At 72.1% G+C, this 19,291-nt stretch carries 1 protein-coding gene; it reads left to right on the top strand.

Annotated features, from left to right (window positions below):
* Positions 1 to 5: 5 nt before the first annotated feature.
* On the top strand, positions 6 to 19,247 hold the full coding sequence (locus tag M8C17_RS02240; RefSeq protein ID WP_252414495.1) for an SDR family NAD(P)-dependent oxidoreductase: 19,242 nt from the start codon (positions 6 to 8) through the stop codon (positions 19,245 to 19,247).
* Positions 19,248 to 19,291: the final 44 nt, after the last annotated feature.

The raw sequence follows: 19,291 nt of genomic DNA, 5'->3' as shown, positions 1-19,291 counted from the left end.
CAGGCATGCCTGTTCCGGCGGTGTCGTCCCGGTTGACGGTGTCCCACACGGACTTCGTCATGCGTAACCACCGCGTCCACGACGTGAGCGTGCTTCCCGGAGTAGCGCTGCTCGACGTGCTCTACCGCACGCTCGCCGGACGCCGGGTGGCGCCCGAGTCAGTGGTGGTCCGCGACGTTCTGTTCACCGAACCGATCGCCACCGACGACGGGCATGACCGGGAGGTGCACGTCCACGTCGACCCGAGCGGCGCCGACGAGGGTCGGGTCACGATCACCAGCCGCAGGAGCCGGGACGGTCAACCGGTCGGGTCGTGGCGACCGAACATGACCGCACGAGTGCACCTCGATCACGCCGAGGACGACCGGGTCGACACCACCGCGCTGCTCGCCGGGCAGCAGCACGTCCGTGACGTCGACGACCTGTACGTCCAGGCCCGCAGCGAGGACATCGTGCACGGGGCACCCATGCAGGCCTTCGGCGCGATGTACCTCGACGGTGAACGGCTCGTCGCCGACCTGAGCGTGCACGCCTCCACCCGCGAACACGCCGATCTGTTCCACCTGCACCCCGCGCTGCTCGACGCGTCGACCCTGGTGGCGTTCGCGCGCACGCCGGTGCTTGATGCCCCCTTCATTCCCATCTCCATCGAGATGGTCCGCCTTCCCAGGCCCGGTGGACGGCGCTGCCTGGTGCTCGTTCCGCAGCGGGAGAGCCACGCCCCGTCGGGCGACGTCATGCACAACAGCTACCGGATCCACGACCTGGACGGCGGCCTGGTAGCCGAGTTCACCAAGCTGACCTGCAAAAGGATCCGGCAGCCGGGGCTGATCACCACCCTCCTCGGTGGTACGCCCTCGCCACGGACGCCCACGCCCACGTCCGCACCGCGGTCCGACGTCGAAGCAACCCCTGCCCTCGACGCGATCGCTGATGCGTATGTGGAGCACCTGCGTGTCCTGGTGGGTCGCCGGCTGAACCGGCCGACCACCGAGGTGTCCGTCACCCACGGCTTCTACGACCAGGGCCTCGACTCCGTCAGCATGCTGGCGGTCAGCGACGACCTGCAGGCCATCGTCAACGGCGGCACCTACCCCACCCTGCTGTTCGAGTTCGGCACCATCACCGAGCTCGCCCAGCATCTCGCCGCAACCTACGGCCCTCCGGTGCGCCCCGCCCCACCCGTGGCGTCGGCCGCACCGTCGACGCCCACGGTTGCGGCGCCGGCCACCACCCTGGTCGCCCGGCGGGTCTGGCGCGCCGCCCCGATGTCGAGCCCGTCGGCCTCACCACCGCTGCTGATCCTCGCCACCGACAGCGCCCACGCCCATGAGCTGCTCGGCGCCCTGCCGCCAGGGGACCGGGGCGTGAAGGTCGTCCACGCCGGCCCGGACGGTAGGTACCTGTCGGCCGCGGCCCTGGACGAGCACCTCACCGCGTTGCGCGGCGACGACACCGGGGCGGTCGCGGTCTGCGTCCTGGATCACCACACCCGCCCGGAGACCGATGCGGCGCGCGCACACGACCTGCTGCGATCGGTGGCCGCCGCCCTGCTCGGCACCCGCCCGACCCGGCCGATCCCGCTGCACTACATCGCCTACGGCGGGCCGGGTGCGCAAGCGCGGCAGGCCGTGGCCGCCCTCGCCCGCACCATCGCCGCCGAGACACCCGTCCTGGTCTGCCGGACCGTCCTTCTCGACGCGGAAGAGGACATCGCGACCCTGGCCGGCATCGTGGACGCCGAGACCGGCCACACCGACGTCCACGCCGAGGTCCGTCACGTCGGCGGCCGCCGTGAGGCGCCCGCCCTCGAGCACCTCACCGCCGATCGGCCGTCCCGGCTGCGGCGCGCACCCGTCTGCCTCCTCACCGGCGGTGGGGGACGACTGGCCCGGCTGCTGACCGCTCACCTGATCGAGCGATACGACGCCCGCGTCGTGCTGGTCGGCCGCAGCGACCCCGACGAGGACCTCACCGCCGCCATCGCGGCCTGGCGGTCGTCCGGCGGGCAGGTGCAGTACACCCAAGCCGACGTCACGGACGCCGAGGAGCTCGCCGCGGCGGTCGAGTTCGCCCGCCTCGTCTACGGTCGACTCCACGCGGTCTTCCACCTCGCCGGCGTCATCGACGACGTGGTCCACTTCCGCAAGCAGCCGGCCCAGTGCGCGCCGGTGCTGGCGCCCAAGGTCGACGGCGTTCGCGCGATCGAGCAGGCACTTGCCGACGAGCCGGCCGAACTGCTCGTGTTTTTCTCGTCGCTGTCGTCGGTCATCGCCAACCCGGGCCAGAGCGACTACGCCTTCGCCAACGCCTACCTGGATCATCATGCCGCCGCGGACCCGCTGTCCCGGTTGTCGATCTCCTGGCCGCACTGGGTCGACGGCGGCATGGGAGCGGTGAGGGCCGCCGACCACCACGATGAGGACCTGGTGTCGCTGACCACCGACGCGGGTCTGGCAGCGTTGGACCTCGCGCTGCGCTCGTCCGCGGCGCACGTCGTGGTCGCCCACGGAGCCCCGAGCGCCATCGAACGGGCGCTGCACGGCCCCGCGCGCCCGCACGATGCGCACGGCGTCGACGCACCTGGCGTCGTTGCGGCCGCAGGCACGCCGAGCACACCACCGGAGCGGACGCAGACACCATCCGAGCGGTCCTGCGGCCATGGCGAACCCGTCGCCGTGATCGGCATGTCCGGGCGGTACCCGGCCGCCGCCGACCTGCGCGAGTTCTGGCGCAACCTGGCCGAGGAGCGCGACTGCGTGACCGAGGTCCCCACCGCCCGCTGGGACCACACGCCGCTCTTCGACCCGGACCGGGGCGCACCCGGGCGTACCTACAGCCGCTGGGGCGGATTTCTCGACCACATCGACCAGTTCAGTCCTGCCTTCTTCGGCATCTCCCGTCGGGAGGCCGAGTACATGGACCCCCAGGAGCGGTTGTTCCTCACCGAGTCGTGGCGCGCCCTGGAAGACGCGGGCTACCCCCCGGAGACGTTGACCGCGAGCCGCGTGGGTGTGTTCGCCGGTGTCATGTGGAACCACTACCAGCTGCTGCGCGACGAGCACGGGGTCGCACCGACCGCCCTGCACTCCGCGATCGCCAACCGGGTGTCCTACTGCTTCGGACTCACCGGACCCAGCCTCGCCGTCGACACCGCGTGCTCGTCATCCCTCGTGGCGGTGCACCTGGCCGTGGAGAGCATCCGACGCGGTGAATCCGATCTCGCCCTCGCCGGGGGAGTGAACCTCACCCCACACCCGCAGAAGTACCTGCAACTGGCCGCGGACCGGTTCCTGTCCGACGACGGACGCTGCCGCGCCTTCGGCTCAGGCGGCACCGGCTACGTGCCGGGCGAGGGCGTGGGCGTCGTCGTCCTGAAACCACTGGCGCGCGCCGTGGCCGACGGCGACGCCATCGCCGGGGTCATCATCGGTTCCGCCGTCAACCACAACGGCCGCACCAGCGGTTTCACCGTCCCCGCACCCGGCGCGCAGGCCGCCCTCATTCGCGCCGCGCTGGCCGATGCCGGCGTCCCGCCCGCCAGCGTCACCTATCTCGAGGCCCACGGCACCGGCACGTCCGTCGGCGACCCCATCGAGATCGCCGGCCTGCACAAGGCCTTCACGGGCGTCGGTGCCCCGCCGGTGACCCGCGTCGTCGGATCGGTGAAGTCCAACATCGGGCACCTGGAGGCGGCCGCAGGCGTGGCAGGACTGAGCAAGGTCCTGCTGCAGATCCGCCATCGGCAGCTCGTCGCGTCTTTGCACGCCACACCAGCCAACGAACACATCGACTTCGCCTCGACAGGATTCACCGTGCAGACGCGCACGGCGCCCTGGCAATCACCGGACGGGGTTCTCCGAGCAGGTGTCAGCGCCTTCGGCGCCGGTGGCACCAACGCCCACGTCATCGTGCAGAGCCCTCCGCACCGCCCCCTCCGGCTCTCCCGCACCGGCCAGCCCGAACTGATCGTGTTGTCCGCCCCGGACGAGGCCACATTGACGCTTCTCGCCACCCGGCTGCGCGCGGCACTGACCGACCAGCAGGCGCCCTGCGGCGCGGATCTCGACGTCGTGCGTGCCGAGGTCGCCAGCCTGCTCGGACTCGCGCCCGAGGACGTCGACCCGAACGCCACCCTGGCCGACCTCGGCCTCGACCCCGCGGCACTCGCCGCCCTCGGTCGCCTCACCGGCACCGACGCTCCCCTCGACGTCGACCTCACCATCGGCGAGCTCGCCGCAACGGTGCCGTCCGGACCCGGCCTGGCCGACATCGCACACACTCTGAGCGCTGGGCGGCGCGCCATGCGCGTCAGAGCCGCGGTGGTCGTGACGTCCGTGCCCGAACTGCTCGAGCGTCTGCGCGAGTTGGCCGAGCCGTCCGGCTCCGACCGGTGGGTGCGGGGCCTCGCACCGGAGGAGGCACGAAGCGACCCTGAGATCGCCGAGCTGCTCGCCGCCGGCGACCTGCGCGAGGTGGCCAGCCGATGGGTGCGCGGGGCACGCCTTGCCTGGCCCTCGCATCCCCGTGGTGGACGCCGTATCAGCCTGCCCGCCACACCACTGCCGGAGGAGCGCTGCTGGCTCGGGGCCTGGGCGGCGGGCCGCCGCGACAAAGACGCGCCACCGAGGACGACACACCCGGAGGGGCCCGTGGACCTGACCGTCACCGAGGCGGGTATCGCGCTCGTGACGATGCGCGACGAGGCGAACCGCAACATGTTCAGCGACGCCCTGCTGGCCGGGCTCGAGGAGTCCTTCACCGAACTCGCCCGCCGCGACGACGTCCGCGTCGTCGTGCTCACCGGGGGACCGCCGGTGTTCTGCATGGGAGGTGAACCCGGCGCCTTGGCGGAACTGGCGGCGAAGAACGGCGCCTTCACCGACGCGTCCTTCGTCTACGAGGGGTTGATCACCTGCCCGCTGCCGGTCATCGCCGCCGTCGGCGGTCACGCCGCCGGTGGAGGTCTCGCCTTCCCTCTCTACGCCGACCTCGTCGTCCTGTCACGATCCGCCACCTACGCCGCCAACTTCCTCAAGTACGGCTTCACCCCCGGCATGGGTGCCACCCACATCCTCGCCCACCGATTCGGGCGAGCCCTCGCCACGGAGATGCTGCTCACCGGACGTGCCTATGCCGGTGACGAGCTCGAGCGCCGCGGGGCCCAGGTCCGGTTCGCCGACGCCGCGGACGTGCTGCCCAGCGCCCTCAACCTGGCCCATGCCATCGCCGCCATGCCCGGCAAGGCGCTGCGGGAACTCAAGGCCGAGCTGGCCCGACCCACCCTCGACCGCCTCCCCGGCGTCATCGAGGTGGAACTGGCCATGCACGACAGGGTGCTGGGCGAGGACGCGGTGCAGCTGGTCCGCGACCGCCTCGGATCCGCGGCCGGGCCGGCGCGTCCCGACCGTCGGCCAGCGCAGGCGCCGCACGCGGAAATTCTCGGAGCAGACACGCACCGGCCCGCGGTCGCGCAGCCCCTGCCCGCGGCGCCGGTGGTGCCGGCGGCGCCCGCGATGGTCGACCTGGCGCCGCTACGGCCGCCCACCGCCACCTCGCCCGTGCTGACCCCAGCGCCACCCGCTGCCCACCCGTCGGTCGGGCGGGACGAGGTCGTCGACGTCGTCGTGCAAACCCTGGCCGATCAGCTGTACCTGGACCGCTCCGAACTCGATCCGGGCCGCACCTTCAGCGACATGGGCCTCGACTCCATCGGCGCGGTCGACGTGGTGCTGCACATCAACCGCGCCTTCGGCACCGACATCGAGTCCGTCGCCGTCTATGACCACCCGACCATCGACAGGCTCACCGAGCACGTCCTCACCACCGTCGCCGCCCGACAGTCACTGGTGCAGTCGGTGCGGGCCGAACCCCGACCGTCCGCCACCGGGGGCGGTGCTCCCGCGGCAACCGCCCCCACATTGGCGGCACCGCACCCCGCGCAGGCGAGCACCATCGCGCTCGCGCCCGTGACGGTCGAAGTCGCGCCCGTGAGGACCACGCCCGAGCACACGTCCGGCCCGGAGACCCGGACCGAGGCCGGCAGGTCCCGCACCGACACCAGCGACGCCCGGCCCGGTCCGACGCCATCGGCCCCTGAGCAGCCGCCGGCAGGCGGTCAAATGGACATCGCCGTGATCGGCATGTCAGGCCAGTGGCCCGGAGCCGGCAACCTCGACGAGTTCTGGGCCAACCTGTCCAGCGGACACAGCGCCGTCGCTGAGGTCGGTCCGGCACGCTGGGACGTCGACGCCGTCTTCGACACCGATCCCACCGCGGAGGGCCGGACCTACAGCCGCTGGGCGGCAATGCTCGACGAGGTCGACTCCTTCGATCACCGCTTCTTCAACATGTCGCCGCTGGAGGCCGCGCAGACCGACCCACAACAACGGTTGTTCCTCACCGAGGCGTGGCGGGCGCTGGAGTCGGCGGGTTACGCCGGGGACGCCGTGCAACGATCGCGATGCGGGGTGTTCGTCGGATGCGCACCCGGCGACTACGCCGACCAGTTGCGCGCCAGCGGAAAGGCCGACACCGCCTCGGCGTTCCTCGGCGGGTCCAGCTCGATCCTCGCGGCACGCATCGCCTACCAACTCGACCTGCGCGGTCCCGCCGTCGCCGTCGACACCGCCTGCTCCTCGTCGCTCGTGGCGGTGCACCTCGCCGCGCAGAGCCTGCGTACCGGCGAGACGGACGTGGCCGTCGCCGGTGGTGTCGCGCTGATGCTCACCCCGTCGCTGCAGGTTCGTTCCAGCCAGGTCGGCATGTTGTCGCCCACCGGCACCAGCGCACCGTTCGACGCCTCCGCCGACGGTATCGTCCTGGGCGAAGGTGTCGGTGTGGTCGTGCTCAAACGGCTGACCGACGCGGTGCGCGACGGTGACCAGGTCCTGGGCGTCATCAAGGCCAGTGGCGTCAACGGCGACGGCCGCACCAACGGCATCACCGCCCCCAGCGCGGACTCGCAGGCCGCGCTGCTGCGCCGGGTGCATGCCGACGCGGGTGCCAACCCGGAGGACATCACGTACGTCGAAGCGCACGGCACCGGCACCCCGCTGGGCGATCCGATCGAGTTCGCCGCGCTCCGCCGGGTTCTGGGCGCCGGCGGGGCCGGCGACCAGGCATGGTGCGCCCTGGGCTCGGTGAAGGGCAACATCGGCCACACCACGATGGCCGCCGGGGTAGCCGGACTGATCAAGGTCCTGCTGCAGCTGCGGCACGGCGAGATCGCCCCCACTGCCAACTACGCCGAGGCGAACCCGAAGATCGACTTTTCCGGTAGCCCGCTGTTCCCGGTTGCCACCGGCCGGCCGTGGCCGGTGGGAAGATCCGGCACCCGCATCGCCACCGTGTCCAGCTTCGGCTTCAGCGGCACCAACTGTCACCTGGTGGTGGGCCAGGCGCCCCCGCCGCGCCCCCGTTCGCCGCGGACCGTACGCACCGAGGCCGTCGTCCTGTCCGCGCGCACCGACACCGAAAGAACGGCTCTTGTCCGCGACGTCGCCGCCGCGCTCACACCCGAGCTGGCCCTCGAAGACGTCGCCTTCACCCTGGCCCGTGGCCGGCGCCACCTGCGGGCACGCGCGGCGGTGGTGGCACACGACATCGCCGACCTGAGGGCGAAGCTCACGGCGCTGGCCCGAGGCGACTCGCCGCAGGGCTGCTTCGTCGCCACCAGCCCGGTGGCAGCCACCGGGACAGGCACGCCGATCGCCGTGACCGACGCCGAGCAGGCCGCCCGCGCCTTTGTCGAGGGCAGGTCCATGGACTGGTCGGGTTGGTTCGCCGCCGCCACGGCACGGCGGATACCCCTGCCGACATACCCGTTCGCGCCCGCGCGCCACCGCCTGCCGACGCCCGCTGCGCCCACAACCGCCGCGCCGCAACCGGCCCCGGACGGGGCCGTGCAGCTCGACCCTCGGCACCCCATGGTCGCCGATCACGTCATCGCGGGCCGTCCGCTGCTGCCCGGCGCCGCGACCGTCGCCCTGGTCGCCGACGCGCTCGACCGACTGCGGGAACCCCGCTACCCGGTACGCCTGACGGCCGTGCGGTGGCGGCGTCCCTTCCCCGTCGACGGTGAATGCCAGCTGCCGGTCAGCCTGACCCCGTCGGCCGGCGGGTGGACCTTCACGCTGGGGGATCCGGACACACCGCACGCGACCGGAACCGTCACCCGGCCCGCGCAGGCGGCGCCGGTGACGCTCGACATCGCAGCGCTTCGGCGCGACTGTCCCGACCGGGTCGATGTCGATGCCCTCTACCAGGACTTCGACCGCGCGGACATGCGCTACGGTGCCACGTTCCGTCTGCTGCGCGGGCTGTGCGTCGGCCGCGACACCGCCCTGGCCGACCTCCATCCCCCGGCCGCTGAGGCCGTCACCACCGTTGTGGACGCAGCCTTCCAAGCCACCGCCGTCCTCGTCGGCGACACGGCCGGACCGGTGCTGCCCGTGGCGACCTCCGCCATCCACCTGCACCACGACCCGAGCCTGGCCCGTCACGCCGTGGTCCGACGGCGGGGCCCTCTGCGCTTCGACATCGACCTCACCGACGCCAACGGCATGATCGTGGCCACTGTGGTCGGTCTGACCCTGTTCCCGATCGACCCGCTGGAGGGAAAGGTCTTCGTCCCGGCATGGCGGCCCGCTGGACCCGCGCCCGAGGCCAGCCCCGCCACCGGGGACGTCGTCGTGTTCTGCCGTCCCGCCGGACGCCCGTTGGCCGAGGACCTCCTGACCGCGCAGCCCGCCGCCAACGCCGTCCTTCTACCCTTCACCGCCGCGCCGCCGGCCGGCTGGGAGGCACTCGTGGCGACCGTCGAACGGATCTACCTGATCGCGGCCGACGACCCCGGCCAGCGGCCGGGCCACGACCACGGCGCCGGCCTCCTGCTCGGGATCGCGCGCAGCCTGCTGCGCCACGGACGAGGCGAGGACCCCATCCACCTCACCGTCGTCACCGACGCGGCGGTGGGCGCGTCGCCCGACGAACGGGTACGCCCACACGCGGCGGCCCTCATAGGCCTCGCCCGCACCATCGCCGCCGAACAGCCCGCCTGGCGCGTGACCTGCCTTGACGTCGGCGCAGACACCTCGACCGTCGACGCCGCGGCGGTCGCGGCCGAGGACGGCAGCCATCGGCTCGTGGCCCTCCGCGACGGGCGCAGGTTGGTCCGGTCGTTCGTGCCCACCACACCGGCCAAGGCCCGCCTGCCCTACCGGCCCGGCGTGTACCTGGTGGTCGGTGGGGCCGGCGGGATCGGCCACGTGGTCAGCAGGCATCTTGCCCGCAGCGTCGGGGCGACGCTGGTGTGGCTCGGCCGCCGCGAAGCCGACGCCGCGATCCGGCGGGCCCAGGCGGACATCGGTGACCTCGGCGGACACGCGGTGTACGTGCGCGGCGACGTCGCCGATCCCGCGTCGGTGGCCGCCGCGTTGGCCGAGGCTGACCGCCACGGCGAGCTGGTTGGCGTGTTCCACAGCGCCGGGGTGCTGCGCGACCGGCGCCTGGGCAACCTCACCGACGCGGACCTGCAAGCCGCACTGGCTCCCAAGGTCGCCGGCAGTTTGACCCTTGCGGCGGCCCTCGCGGGTCGCCGCTTGCAGCATCTGGTCTTCTTCTCCTCCGCGGCGTCGTTCATCGACGCGGACGGGCAGGCCAACCACGCCGCCGCCAGCACCTTCCAAGACGCCTACGCCACTTCGCTGCGCCGTTCCGGTCTGCCGGCAACCGTCATCAACTGGGGGTACTGGGGGAGTACCGGAGCCGTCAGCGACGACCGACACCGCTCCCTGCTCGCCGCCGACGGGATCCGCTCGCTCGATCCCTCCCTGGCGATGGAGGCGCTGGATCGGATCCTGGCCGCCGCGGTACCGCAGGCCCTGGTCATCGACGCCACCCCCGCCGGTCTGGCCCATTTCGGCATCGGCGGGGCGCCGGCCGCGGCGCCGGTAGCCCCTGCCCGCCCGATGCCAACCGCCGTGCCCACCACGGCGGCCGCCGATCCCGTCGACCGTCGCGCCCACGCGACACCCGCCGACGCGCTGAGTTACGTCCGCGGTGTCTTCGCCGAGGTGCTGGGTCATGACCTCGACGACCTCGACGAGCACAGCACCTTCGAAGAGTTCGGCGTCGACTCGATCATCGGGACGAGGCTGCTCGATCACCTGACCGGCCACCTCGGTCCACTGCCCTCCACCCTGCTGTTCGAGGAAACCACCCTCGCCCGCCTGGCGTCACGGCTGCTCGCCGACCATCCCGACGCCATGGTCACGCGGCTCGCCCCCTCGATCCCGGACCAGCCCGTGTCGACCGGCCGGTCCGCCGGCACGTCCGACGGCCCGTCGCCCGCCGCCATCCCGAGGGCCGCAGTGGCGGACGAGCCGATCGCGGTGATCGCCGTCGATGGCCGCTACCCGGGCGCGCCGGACCTGACCACGTTCTGGGCCAACCTGGCCGCCGGCCGCCGCGACATCAGCGAGGTTCCCGTCGAGCGGTGGGACTGGCGGCAGACCACCGACCCGCAGCGCGGCCTGCGCGAATACCAGCGGTGGGGCGGATTCCTCGACGACGTGGCCGGATTCGACGCCGCCCTGTTCGGGGTGCTTCCCAAGGACGCCGTCGACATCGACCCGCAGGAACGGCTCTTCCTGCAGACGTGCTGGACGGTCCTGGAGAACGCCGGCTACCTCGGCGAACGACACGAGCCGTCCACCGGCGTGTTCGCCGGTGCCATGTACGGCGGCTACGGCGAGCTCGGCGCGATGGCCTGGGTCAGAGGCTCCGCCAACGGCGCCCATTCGGCGTACTGGTCCATCGCCAACCGGGTCTCCTACACCCTGGACCTGAGCGGACCCAGCCTTGCCGTGGACACCGCGTGCTCCTCGTCGCTGACCGCCGTGCACCTGGCCTGCGAGAGCATCCGACGTGGCGAATGCCGGATGGCGCTCGCCGGCGGCGTCAACCTGATCGCGCACCCGCTGCACCACATCGCGCTCGGCTCGCGCAACATGCTCGCCGCGGACGGCCAGCTGAAGGTCTTCGACGACCGAGCCGACGGCTACGTCCCCGGCGAGGGCGTCGGCGCTGTCCTGCTCAAAGGCCTGGCCGACGCGATCGCCGACGGCGACACCATCTGGGCCGTGGTCCGGGGCTCTGCCGTCAACGCCGGAGGAAAGACCAGCGGCTACACCGTGCCCAATCCTCACGCCCAGGGCGCGGTGGTTGCCGCCGCGCTGCGCCGGGCAGGTGTCCGCCCGCGCGACATCGGCTACATCGAGGCCCACGGGTCCGGCACCGAACTCGGCGACCCGATCGAGATCGCCGGCTTGTCCCGTGCGTTCTCCCTGCTCGATGACGCACCCGAGGGCTGTGCCGTCGGGTCGGTCAAGGCCAACATCGGCCACCTGGAGGGAGCGGCGGGCATCGCCGGCCTCACCAAGGTCCTGCTGCAACTGCGCCATCGCACGCTGGTGCAGACCGCATCCCTGCACACCCCCAACCCGAAGATCGACTTCGGGGGGATCGCGCCGGTGCGCGCCACCAGGCCGTGGCCGGCTCGGCCGTCCGGTGCCCCACGTACGGCGTGCGTCAGCTCCTTCGGCGCCGGCGGCGCCAACACCCATCTGGTGGTCGAGGAGTACGTCGCTGCGCCCACCACGTGGAGCCCGAGCCACGACGAGCACCTCGTCGTGTTGTCGGCACCGGACGAGTCCCGCCTGATGGAGCTCGCCGGACTGCTCGCCGAGCAGCAACAGTCCGACCCGGCGCCCCTGGCCGCGCTGGCCTGCACCAGCCAGACCCGCCGGCGAGCGTTCCGCGAACGACTCGCCGTCATCTGCGCCGACGTGCCCGCGCTCGTCACCGCACTGCGTGCCTACGTCGCCGGCGAAGCCACACCCGGGCTCGTCCGAACCGGCGACGCGGCCGCCGGCGACCTCGCCGATGCCCTCACCGCACGGGACCTGCCGACGCTGGCCGGACTGTGGGTCGCCGGGACCACCGTGCCGTGGTCGGTGCTCTGGCCGACGCCCACACCCCCGACGCCGTTGCCCAACACTCCGCTGCGGCCCGTCGCCTACTGGATCGACGAGCACGACACGGCGCCACGGCCCACCACCCGCGTCGAGTACGAACGGCGTGAGCTGAGCCCTGGCCCGCTCGGTGACGCCACCTTCCCCATCGACTCCGTGCTGATCGTGGGTGCCGCCGACTGCGCGGTGCGCGCACAACTGCGCGACAGGATGCTCGGCTCGGGAGTCCAGGTCACCGTCGCCGAACCCGAGCAGGCCGCGAGGATCACGGCGGAGCTCGTGGCCGCCGGTCGCGCCCCCGCAGCCGTGACGTACGTCGGACGCGATCACGTCGACGGCCTCGCCGACCCGACCTCGACGTTCCATCACGTTCTGGAAACCGTGGTCGCCCTGCTCACCGCCGGCCACCGGCCCCGTGTGGTGTGCGCACGTGTGTCCGAGCACCCCGAGCAGCAACCCCACCTGACGGCGATGACAGGGATGCTTCGCACCCTCACCGCCGAGACCGGGTGCGCCGGAATCTGTGTCGCCTCCGACGACCCGGCGGCGGCCGCCTGGCAGATCCTGGGCGAGCTGCGCCATGGAACGGACGACGACGTCGAACACCGCGCCGGTCGCCGCCTGGTCGCCGCGATGCGCACGTACCGGCCCGTCCCCGCCCGCCCGGGCTGGGTCCGGCCCGACGGCGCCTACCTCGTCACCGGAGGGGCCGGCGCACTCGGGTTGCACATCGCCGCGCTGCTGGCCGCCCGCGGCGCGACGGAGATCATCCTGCTCGGCCGCTCCGCCCTCACCACCGATCAGGCCGACCGGATCACCGCTCTACGCCGGCCGGGAGTGACCGTGCGTCACCTGCGCTGCGACGTCGCCGATCCGGCAGCGCTGGCGCAGGCGCTCGCCGACGCGCGCCGCCACCAGCCGCTGCGGGGAATCGTGCACTGCGCCGGAGTCATCCGCGACGCCCGCCTCGTCGACAAGACGCCCGCGCAGGTCGCCGAGGTCCTCGCCCCGAAACTCACCGGCACGCTCGCCCTCGACCAGGCCACGGCGGGGGACCCGCTGGACTTCTTCGTTCTGTTCTCCTCCGTCGCGGCGACCGTGGGCAACCCCGGACAGGTCGACTACAGCTATGCCAACGCCTTCCTCGACGCGTTCGCGTCCACCAGAACGACGTGGGTCGCCGCAGGACGCCGCCGAGGCCACACACTGTCCATCGGCTGGCCGCTGTGGGCCGACGGCGGCATGGGTGTGCCCGCGGCGGTCCTCGATCGGCTCCGCAGCCGTTTCGGCATGGTCCCGATGACCTCCGACACCGCAACCGCCGTGCTGGAAACCCTGCTCGCCGGCCGGGACCCCGCAGTCGTCGTGGTCGAGAAACTCGTCGATGCCGAACCGTCCACGCCGTTGCAAGGGCCGCCAGCCACTGCGGTGCCGCCTCGGGCCGTCCCGTCTGACGCGTCCCGCGACGCGCACCAACCAGACGCGCTGGAGCAGCTGCGCGATCTGGCGGCGTCGTTCCTGCTGGTCGACGCCAAGGACGTCGACATCGACACCGAGCTCATGGACCTCGGGTTCGACTCGATCTCCATGTCCCAGCTCACCGAGCAGATCAACCGGATCTACGACCTCGAGATCCTGCCGACGGTCCTCTTCGAGCACCCGACTCTGGCGGCACTCGCCGGTTACCTCCGCACCGAACGTCGCGCCACGCCGGCTGCTGACGCGGCGCCCACGACCTCAACCGGCAGCGAGAGCGCCCGCGACATCGCCGTCGTCGGCATGGCGGGCATCATGCCCAAGTCACCCGACCTGGACACCTTCTGGCGCCACCTCGCCGCCGGCCACGACCTGGTCCGACACGTTCCCGAGGACCGTGAGGCGCTGCTCGCCGACCCCCGCACCCGCCACCTGGTCGGTGGCTTCCTCGACCAGGTCGGCGAGTTCGACGCCACCCTGTTCGGCATCTCGCCCAAGGAAGCCGCGCTGATGGACCCGCAGCAGCGTCTCTTCCTGCACTGCGTCTGGTCGGCGATCGCCAACGCCGGACACGCCGGCGCATCCCTGGCGGGCACCCGGACAGGCCTCTTCGTGGGCGTATCGACCCACGACTACGAGGACCTGATGACCCTCGACGGCATCCCGGTGCGGGCGCACATGGCCACCGGTCTGTCGCACGCCGTGCTGGCCAACCGGGTGTCGCACCTGCTGGACCTGCGTGGCCCCAGTGAGGCCGTCGACACCGCGTGCTCCAGTTCGCTGGTGGCCCTGCACCGCGCCGTCCGAGCGTTGCGCAGCGGCGAGTGCGACACCGCCATCGTCGGCGGCGTTTCCGTCCTGCTCACCCCCGGCCTGTTCACCGCCTTCACCGAGGCGGGCATGCTCAGCCCACAGGGTCGGTGCGCCACGTTCGACAAGGCCGCGGATGGCTACGTCCGCGGCGAAGGCGCCGGCGCCGTGGTGCTCAAGTCCCTGGGACGGGCCCTTGCCGACGGCGACCACGTGCACGCGGTCATCCGGGGCAGCGCGGTCAACCATGGTGGAAAGGCCGCGTCGCTGACAGCTCCCAACCCTCGAGCGCAGGCCGAGGTCCTGACCGCCGCCCACCGCGACGCGGGCCTCGGCCCCGACGACATCTCCTACCTGGAGGCCCACGGCACGGGCACCAGGCTGGGTGACCCCGTCGAGATCGAGGGCATCAAGAAGGCCTTTCCCGTGCGACGCGCCGGGCAGCAGCTCGCCGTCGGCTCGGTCAAGACCAACATCGGCCACCTCGAGGCAGCCGCGGGGATCGCCGGCCTGCTCAAGGTCCTCCTCGCGCTGCGGCACCGGCACCTGCCGCCTCACCTGCACCTGTCCGAACTCAATCCCCACATCCGACTGGCCGGCACCAGCCTCACCATCACCGATCAGCTCACCGCCTGGCAGGCGCCCGTCCTGAGGGCCGGCATCAGCTCGTTCGGCTTCGGTGGCACCAACGCCCACGTCGTGGTGGAGCAGCCCCCGACGCTTCCCGCGCCGGCGGCCGACGGCCCGCTGGTCTTTCCGCTGTCCGCACCTGATCCCGCCCGGCTCGCCGACTATGCGAGCCGGTTGGCCGAACACATCAGCACGGAGCCCGTCGACCTCGCCAGCGTCGCCTACACCCTGCAGACCGGCCGCGACGGATACCCCAGCCGTCTGGTCGTGCACACCGCCGACCGCGGCGACCTCGTCGCCGCATTGCGGGCCGCCGCCCGGCGCGTCGACCACCCCGCCGTGACAACCCTCGACTCACCGCAGAGGCAGGGGCAGGGGCCGGTGGCGCAGCTCGTCCACTCCTTCCTCACCGGGCACGACGTCGCCTGGGACCGGCAGTGGGCGGTACGACCCCGCCGGGCGCCCCTGCCGACGTTCGCTCTCGCCCGGACGACGTACTGGTACACCGACGCAGCGGCCGGCGCGGTCGCGCCGAGCACGGTGACGAGGGGCGCCGCCGCCCCACCCGCGAGCCCTCGGCCCTCGCTCGACAACGGCCACCGTGCGGCCGCCATCGCGCTCGAGCCGGCACCGGCGTCCACCTCGCTGCACGGTCGTAACGGCACCGGATCCGCCGGTCCTCACCCCAACGGCATCCTGCCCGTCGACGAGCACGGGACCCCCGGCGGCGGCGGGCAGGACGTCTCGGAGCGCATCCGCCGTACGATCCGATCCGAGCTGGTCGACCTGCTGGGCCTCGACCCGGCCACCCTCACCGACGACGGGTCACTGCGAGCCCTCGGTCTGGACTCGATCTTCACACTCGACCTGACTCACCGCCTCACCGACGCGTTGGGTCCCGTCCTCGACGCCGCTCAGGTGTACGACTACGACAGCGTGGACCTGCTCACCGGGATGCTCACCGAATCGCTGGGCAATGCCCCGGTCGCGCCGGTGACCGAAACCGCCGTTGGCGACGACCACGTCGCGGGGCAGGACGATGACACGGTGATTGACAAGCGGGACCTGACGGCGGCCCCCGCTCTCGCTGCGACCGTCGCCTCGCTCGATGCCAGCTACGGGGTGGAAAGTGGCCTGGCCGGACGCGACATCGCCCCGGTCCTGTTCGTTCCCGCCGATCACAGCGGGTACATCGAGTTCGCCTGGTCCGAACGAGCGGCCCTGGTGTGGGGCTACACCGGGCCCGAGGAGGCCCGCATCCCGGTTGTCGACCGCTTCACGCGGCACATGACGTCGCGGGCCCGGCGGGTCAACGTCCTGTCTCCGGTCCGGCTCACCGAGCTGGCCGGTCAGCCCTGCACCGCCACACCCTTCGGTGTCGTGCAGCACCTGACCGATCTGACCTCGTTCACCATCGAGGGCGGCCGGATGCGACGACTCCGAGGCAACATCAGCAGGTTCACCCGCCAGGGCGCCATCGACGTCACCGAGTACCGGCCGGGAACCCACCCCGCGACCGACGCGGCCATCGTGGGCCTCGTCGACGAATGGACGGCCGGCAAGAAGCACGTCAACCGCTACGTCTCGCGCGTCCGATCGGACCTGGCCCAGGGCGCGCTGCCCGACGCGCACCGGCTGTTCCTCACCCGGCTCAACGGTGACCTGATGGCGGCGGTCGTCGTGACCAGGATGGCCAGTGAGCCCGGCTACCTGCTCGACGTCGAGTTCTACCGCCGGACGATGCCGCTGGGCGGCCTCGAGTTCACGATCGTGCACATCATCGACACGGTGCGGGCCGAAGGCGCCACCGTCTTCAGCTTCGGCGCCACGTTCGGCGTCCAGGTAGGCCAGTCCGACAACGCCTCGCCTGCCGCGGTCAGGGCGCTGAGCAGACTGAGCGAGGCCGGGGTCAGCGGCGCCGGCAACTACCAGTTCAAGAGCAAGTTCCGTCCGATCGAGATGCCGATCTACCTGTGCCAGCCCGTGTCCGGGCCCAGCTCGGTCGAGGAGGTGCTCTTGATGATCGCCTCCCCTGAGCAGCGACCCGCCGGCCGCCCCGCGAGCACCGACGCCGCCACCGGTGACGAGGACAAGAACCCCGATCGCCGGCACAACGCCGCTGTGAAGGACCGGCCGTCATCGGCGGCGCAAGCCGACTCGCCCCTGGCCGCCGCCGACTGGAACGTCCTGCGGTTGAGCCCGGACGTGATCGACGTCGACCTGATCACGGACTCCTGGGCCGAGCGGCAGGACCCCTGGATCGCGACCCGGCAGCGGAAGCTGCTTGACAGCCTGGACCTCCAGCCGGACCGGATGGAGGTGCCCTGGCTGCCGTTTGCCACCGTCCTTCCCACCGCCAGCGGGCGCGCCGCCGAGCGGCTGCTCTGCCGTGCCTGGGCGGGCCGTCGGGGCGTCGTGCTGCACAACGGGGTTTTCCCCACCTGGCTGGTCGCGCTCGCCGAGAGCCGGTTCACACCGGTCGCGCTGGTGCATCCACCGGCCCCGGAAGTGGACTTCGCCGGCGACCTTCCCTTGGCCGTGCTGGACGCTGCTCTCGTCGAGCACGCCGAGCAGATCGCGTTCGTCGTGGTCGAACCCGGGGCCAACGCCTGCGGTGGCGAGCCGATGTCGCTGGCGAACCTGCGATCTGTCGGCCAACGGCTGCACGCGCGAGGTGTGCCGCTGGTGCTGGATGCCACTCGTCTGCTCGACAACGTCGCGGCCATCGTCGAGCGGGAGGCGGGCCAGGTCGGCCGTGGCCCCTGGGCTGTCCTCCGCGAGATGGTGTCCCTGGCCGATGCGCTCACCCTCAGCCTGTCCAAGGACTTCGGGCTCGCCTCCGGGGGCCTCATCGCCACCCGCGACCCGGCACTGGGGGAGCGGATCCGCGCCGACCAGGCGTTGCACGGTGCTGACATCGGCAGACTCGACCGGGCGCTGGCCCGAACCGCACTTCGTGGTGGCGACGTGGTCTGGGATGGGGTCCTTCGCCGCCGCGAGGCCGTGCGTGCGCTGCGGCGGCCGCTGACCAAGGCGGGGCTCCCGGTCGTCGGCACCGACGGCGCGCACTGCGTCCTGCTCGACGTGGCCGCCATGCCGCGGTTCGCCGAGTTGACCGAGCCGGTCGCCTCGTTCCTGGCATGGCTCTACGACACCACGGGAGTGCGGGGCGGACCACACCTGTCCGGCGGTGGCGCCCATCCGAGCAGGGACCGGTGCGTTCGGCTCGCCGTGCCGGTGGGCATGGATGCCGTGACGGCGCGCCGGGTGGGACAGCAGATCGCTACGGCGGCATCGGGCACGTTCTCGGCGCCGAATCTGACCCGCGAGTCACCACCCGGCGTCGCCTCCCAGGACGCGCGCTACCGCCCGGTTGCCGCCTCGCTGCCAACGTGGTTCGGGCGGCAGCTGACCGAGCTGGGTCAATCGCTGCGCCGTCCCGGTTACGCGCCCGGCGACGACAACCTCGGGGTGCTGCGCGAGATCTGCCCGGCGGTCGCCTGCCACCTGCTGGAGGTCGCCGAGGGAACTGTCGAGGTGTTCGAGGTCGGCTCCGGGCCGACGCTGGTGCTGATGCACCCGTTCAACGTCGGCGCCGGCATGTTCGCCCCGCAGCTGGCGGGGTTGGCCGACCGGTTCCGCGTCATCGTCATCCACCAACCAGGCGTCGGACGCACCCGGGTGCCCTCGGCGTTGACCCTCGACGGTGTCGCCGAGCTGCAGCGTGCCGTGCTGGCCGAGCGGGGCATCACCGAGCCCGTTCACGTGGGTGGCGCCTCGGTGGGCTCCATCTTCGCCGAGTACTACACGTTGCGCTATCCCGAGCAGGTGCTGTCCCTGAGCCTGCTCGGCGGCTCGTACAAGTTCGCCAACCGCAAGGGCCGCATCGACAAGCTCGCCGAGGTCCTGGCGGAGGACTTCGGGGCCATCAACGACGGCGGCGGCCGGATCGACCGGGCCACCGCTGCGGAGCTGACGGCACTGCTGCTGCGCTGCGAGAGCATGGACCCGAAGACCGGGCTGAAGTACCTGACCCTGTTCACGGAGCAGGACCTGAGCGGGCGTCTGCCGGACATCAGCGTGCCAACTTTGGTGGTGCAGGGCCGGCACGACTCGGTGGTCGGGGTCAAGACCGGGCACTTCATGCACGGGGCGATCCCCGATGCCCGATACGTGGAGCTGCCGAACTCTGGGCACTTCGTCTGCTTCACTGATGCGGAGCGGGTCAACGAGGAACTCACCGGGTTCCTCATCGGTGCGACCACGCCCGTCGGGTCGGTGCAGGGGAGGCCATAGGTCAGGCGGGGCGGTGCTCGCGCGGGCGGCCTCCGGGTCGACGC

Source organism: Micromonospora sp. RHAY321, assembly GCF_023896955.1.
Lineage (GTDB): Bacteria > Actinomycetota > Actinomycetes > Mycobacteriales > Micromonosporaceae > Micromonospora.
This window is presented reverse-complemented; position numbering and strand designations above follow the sequence as displayed.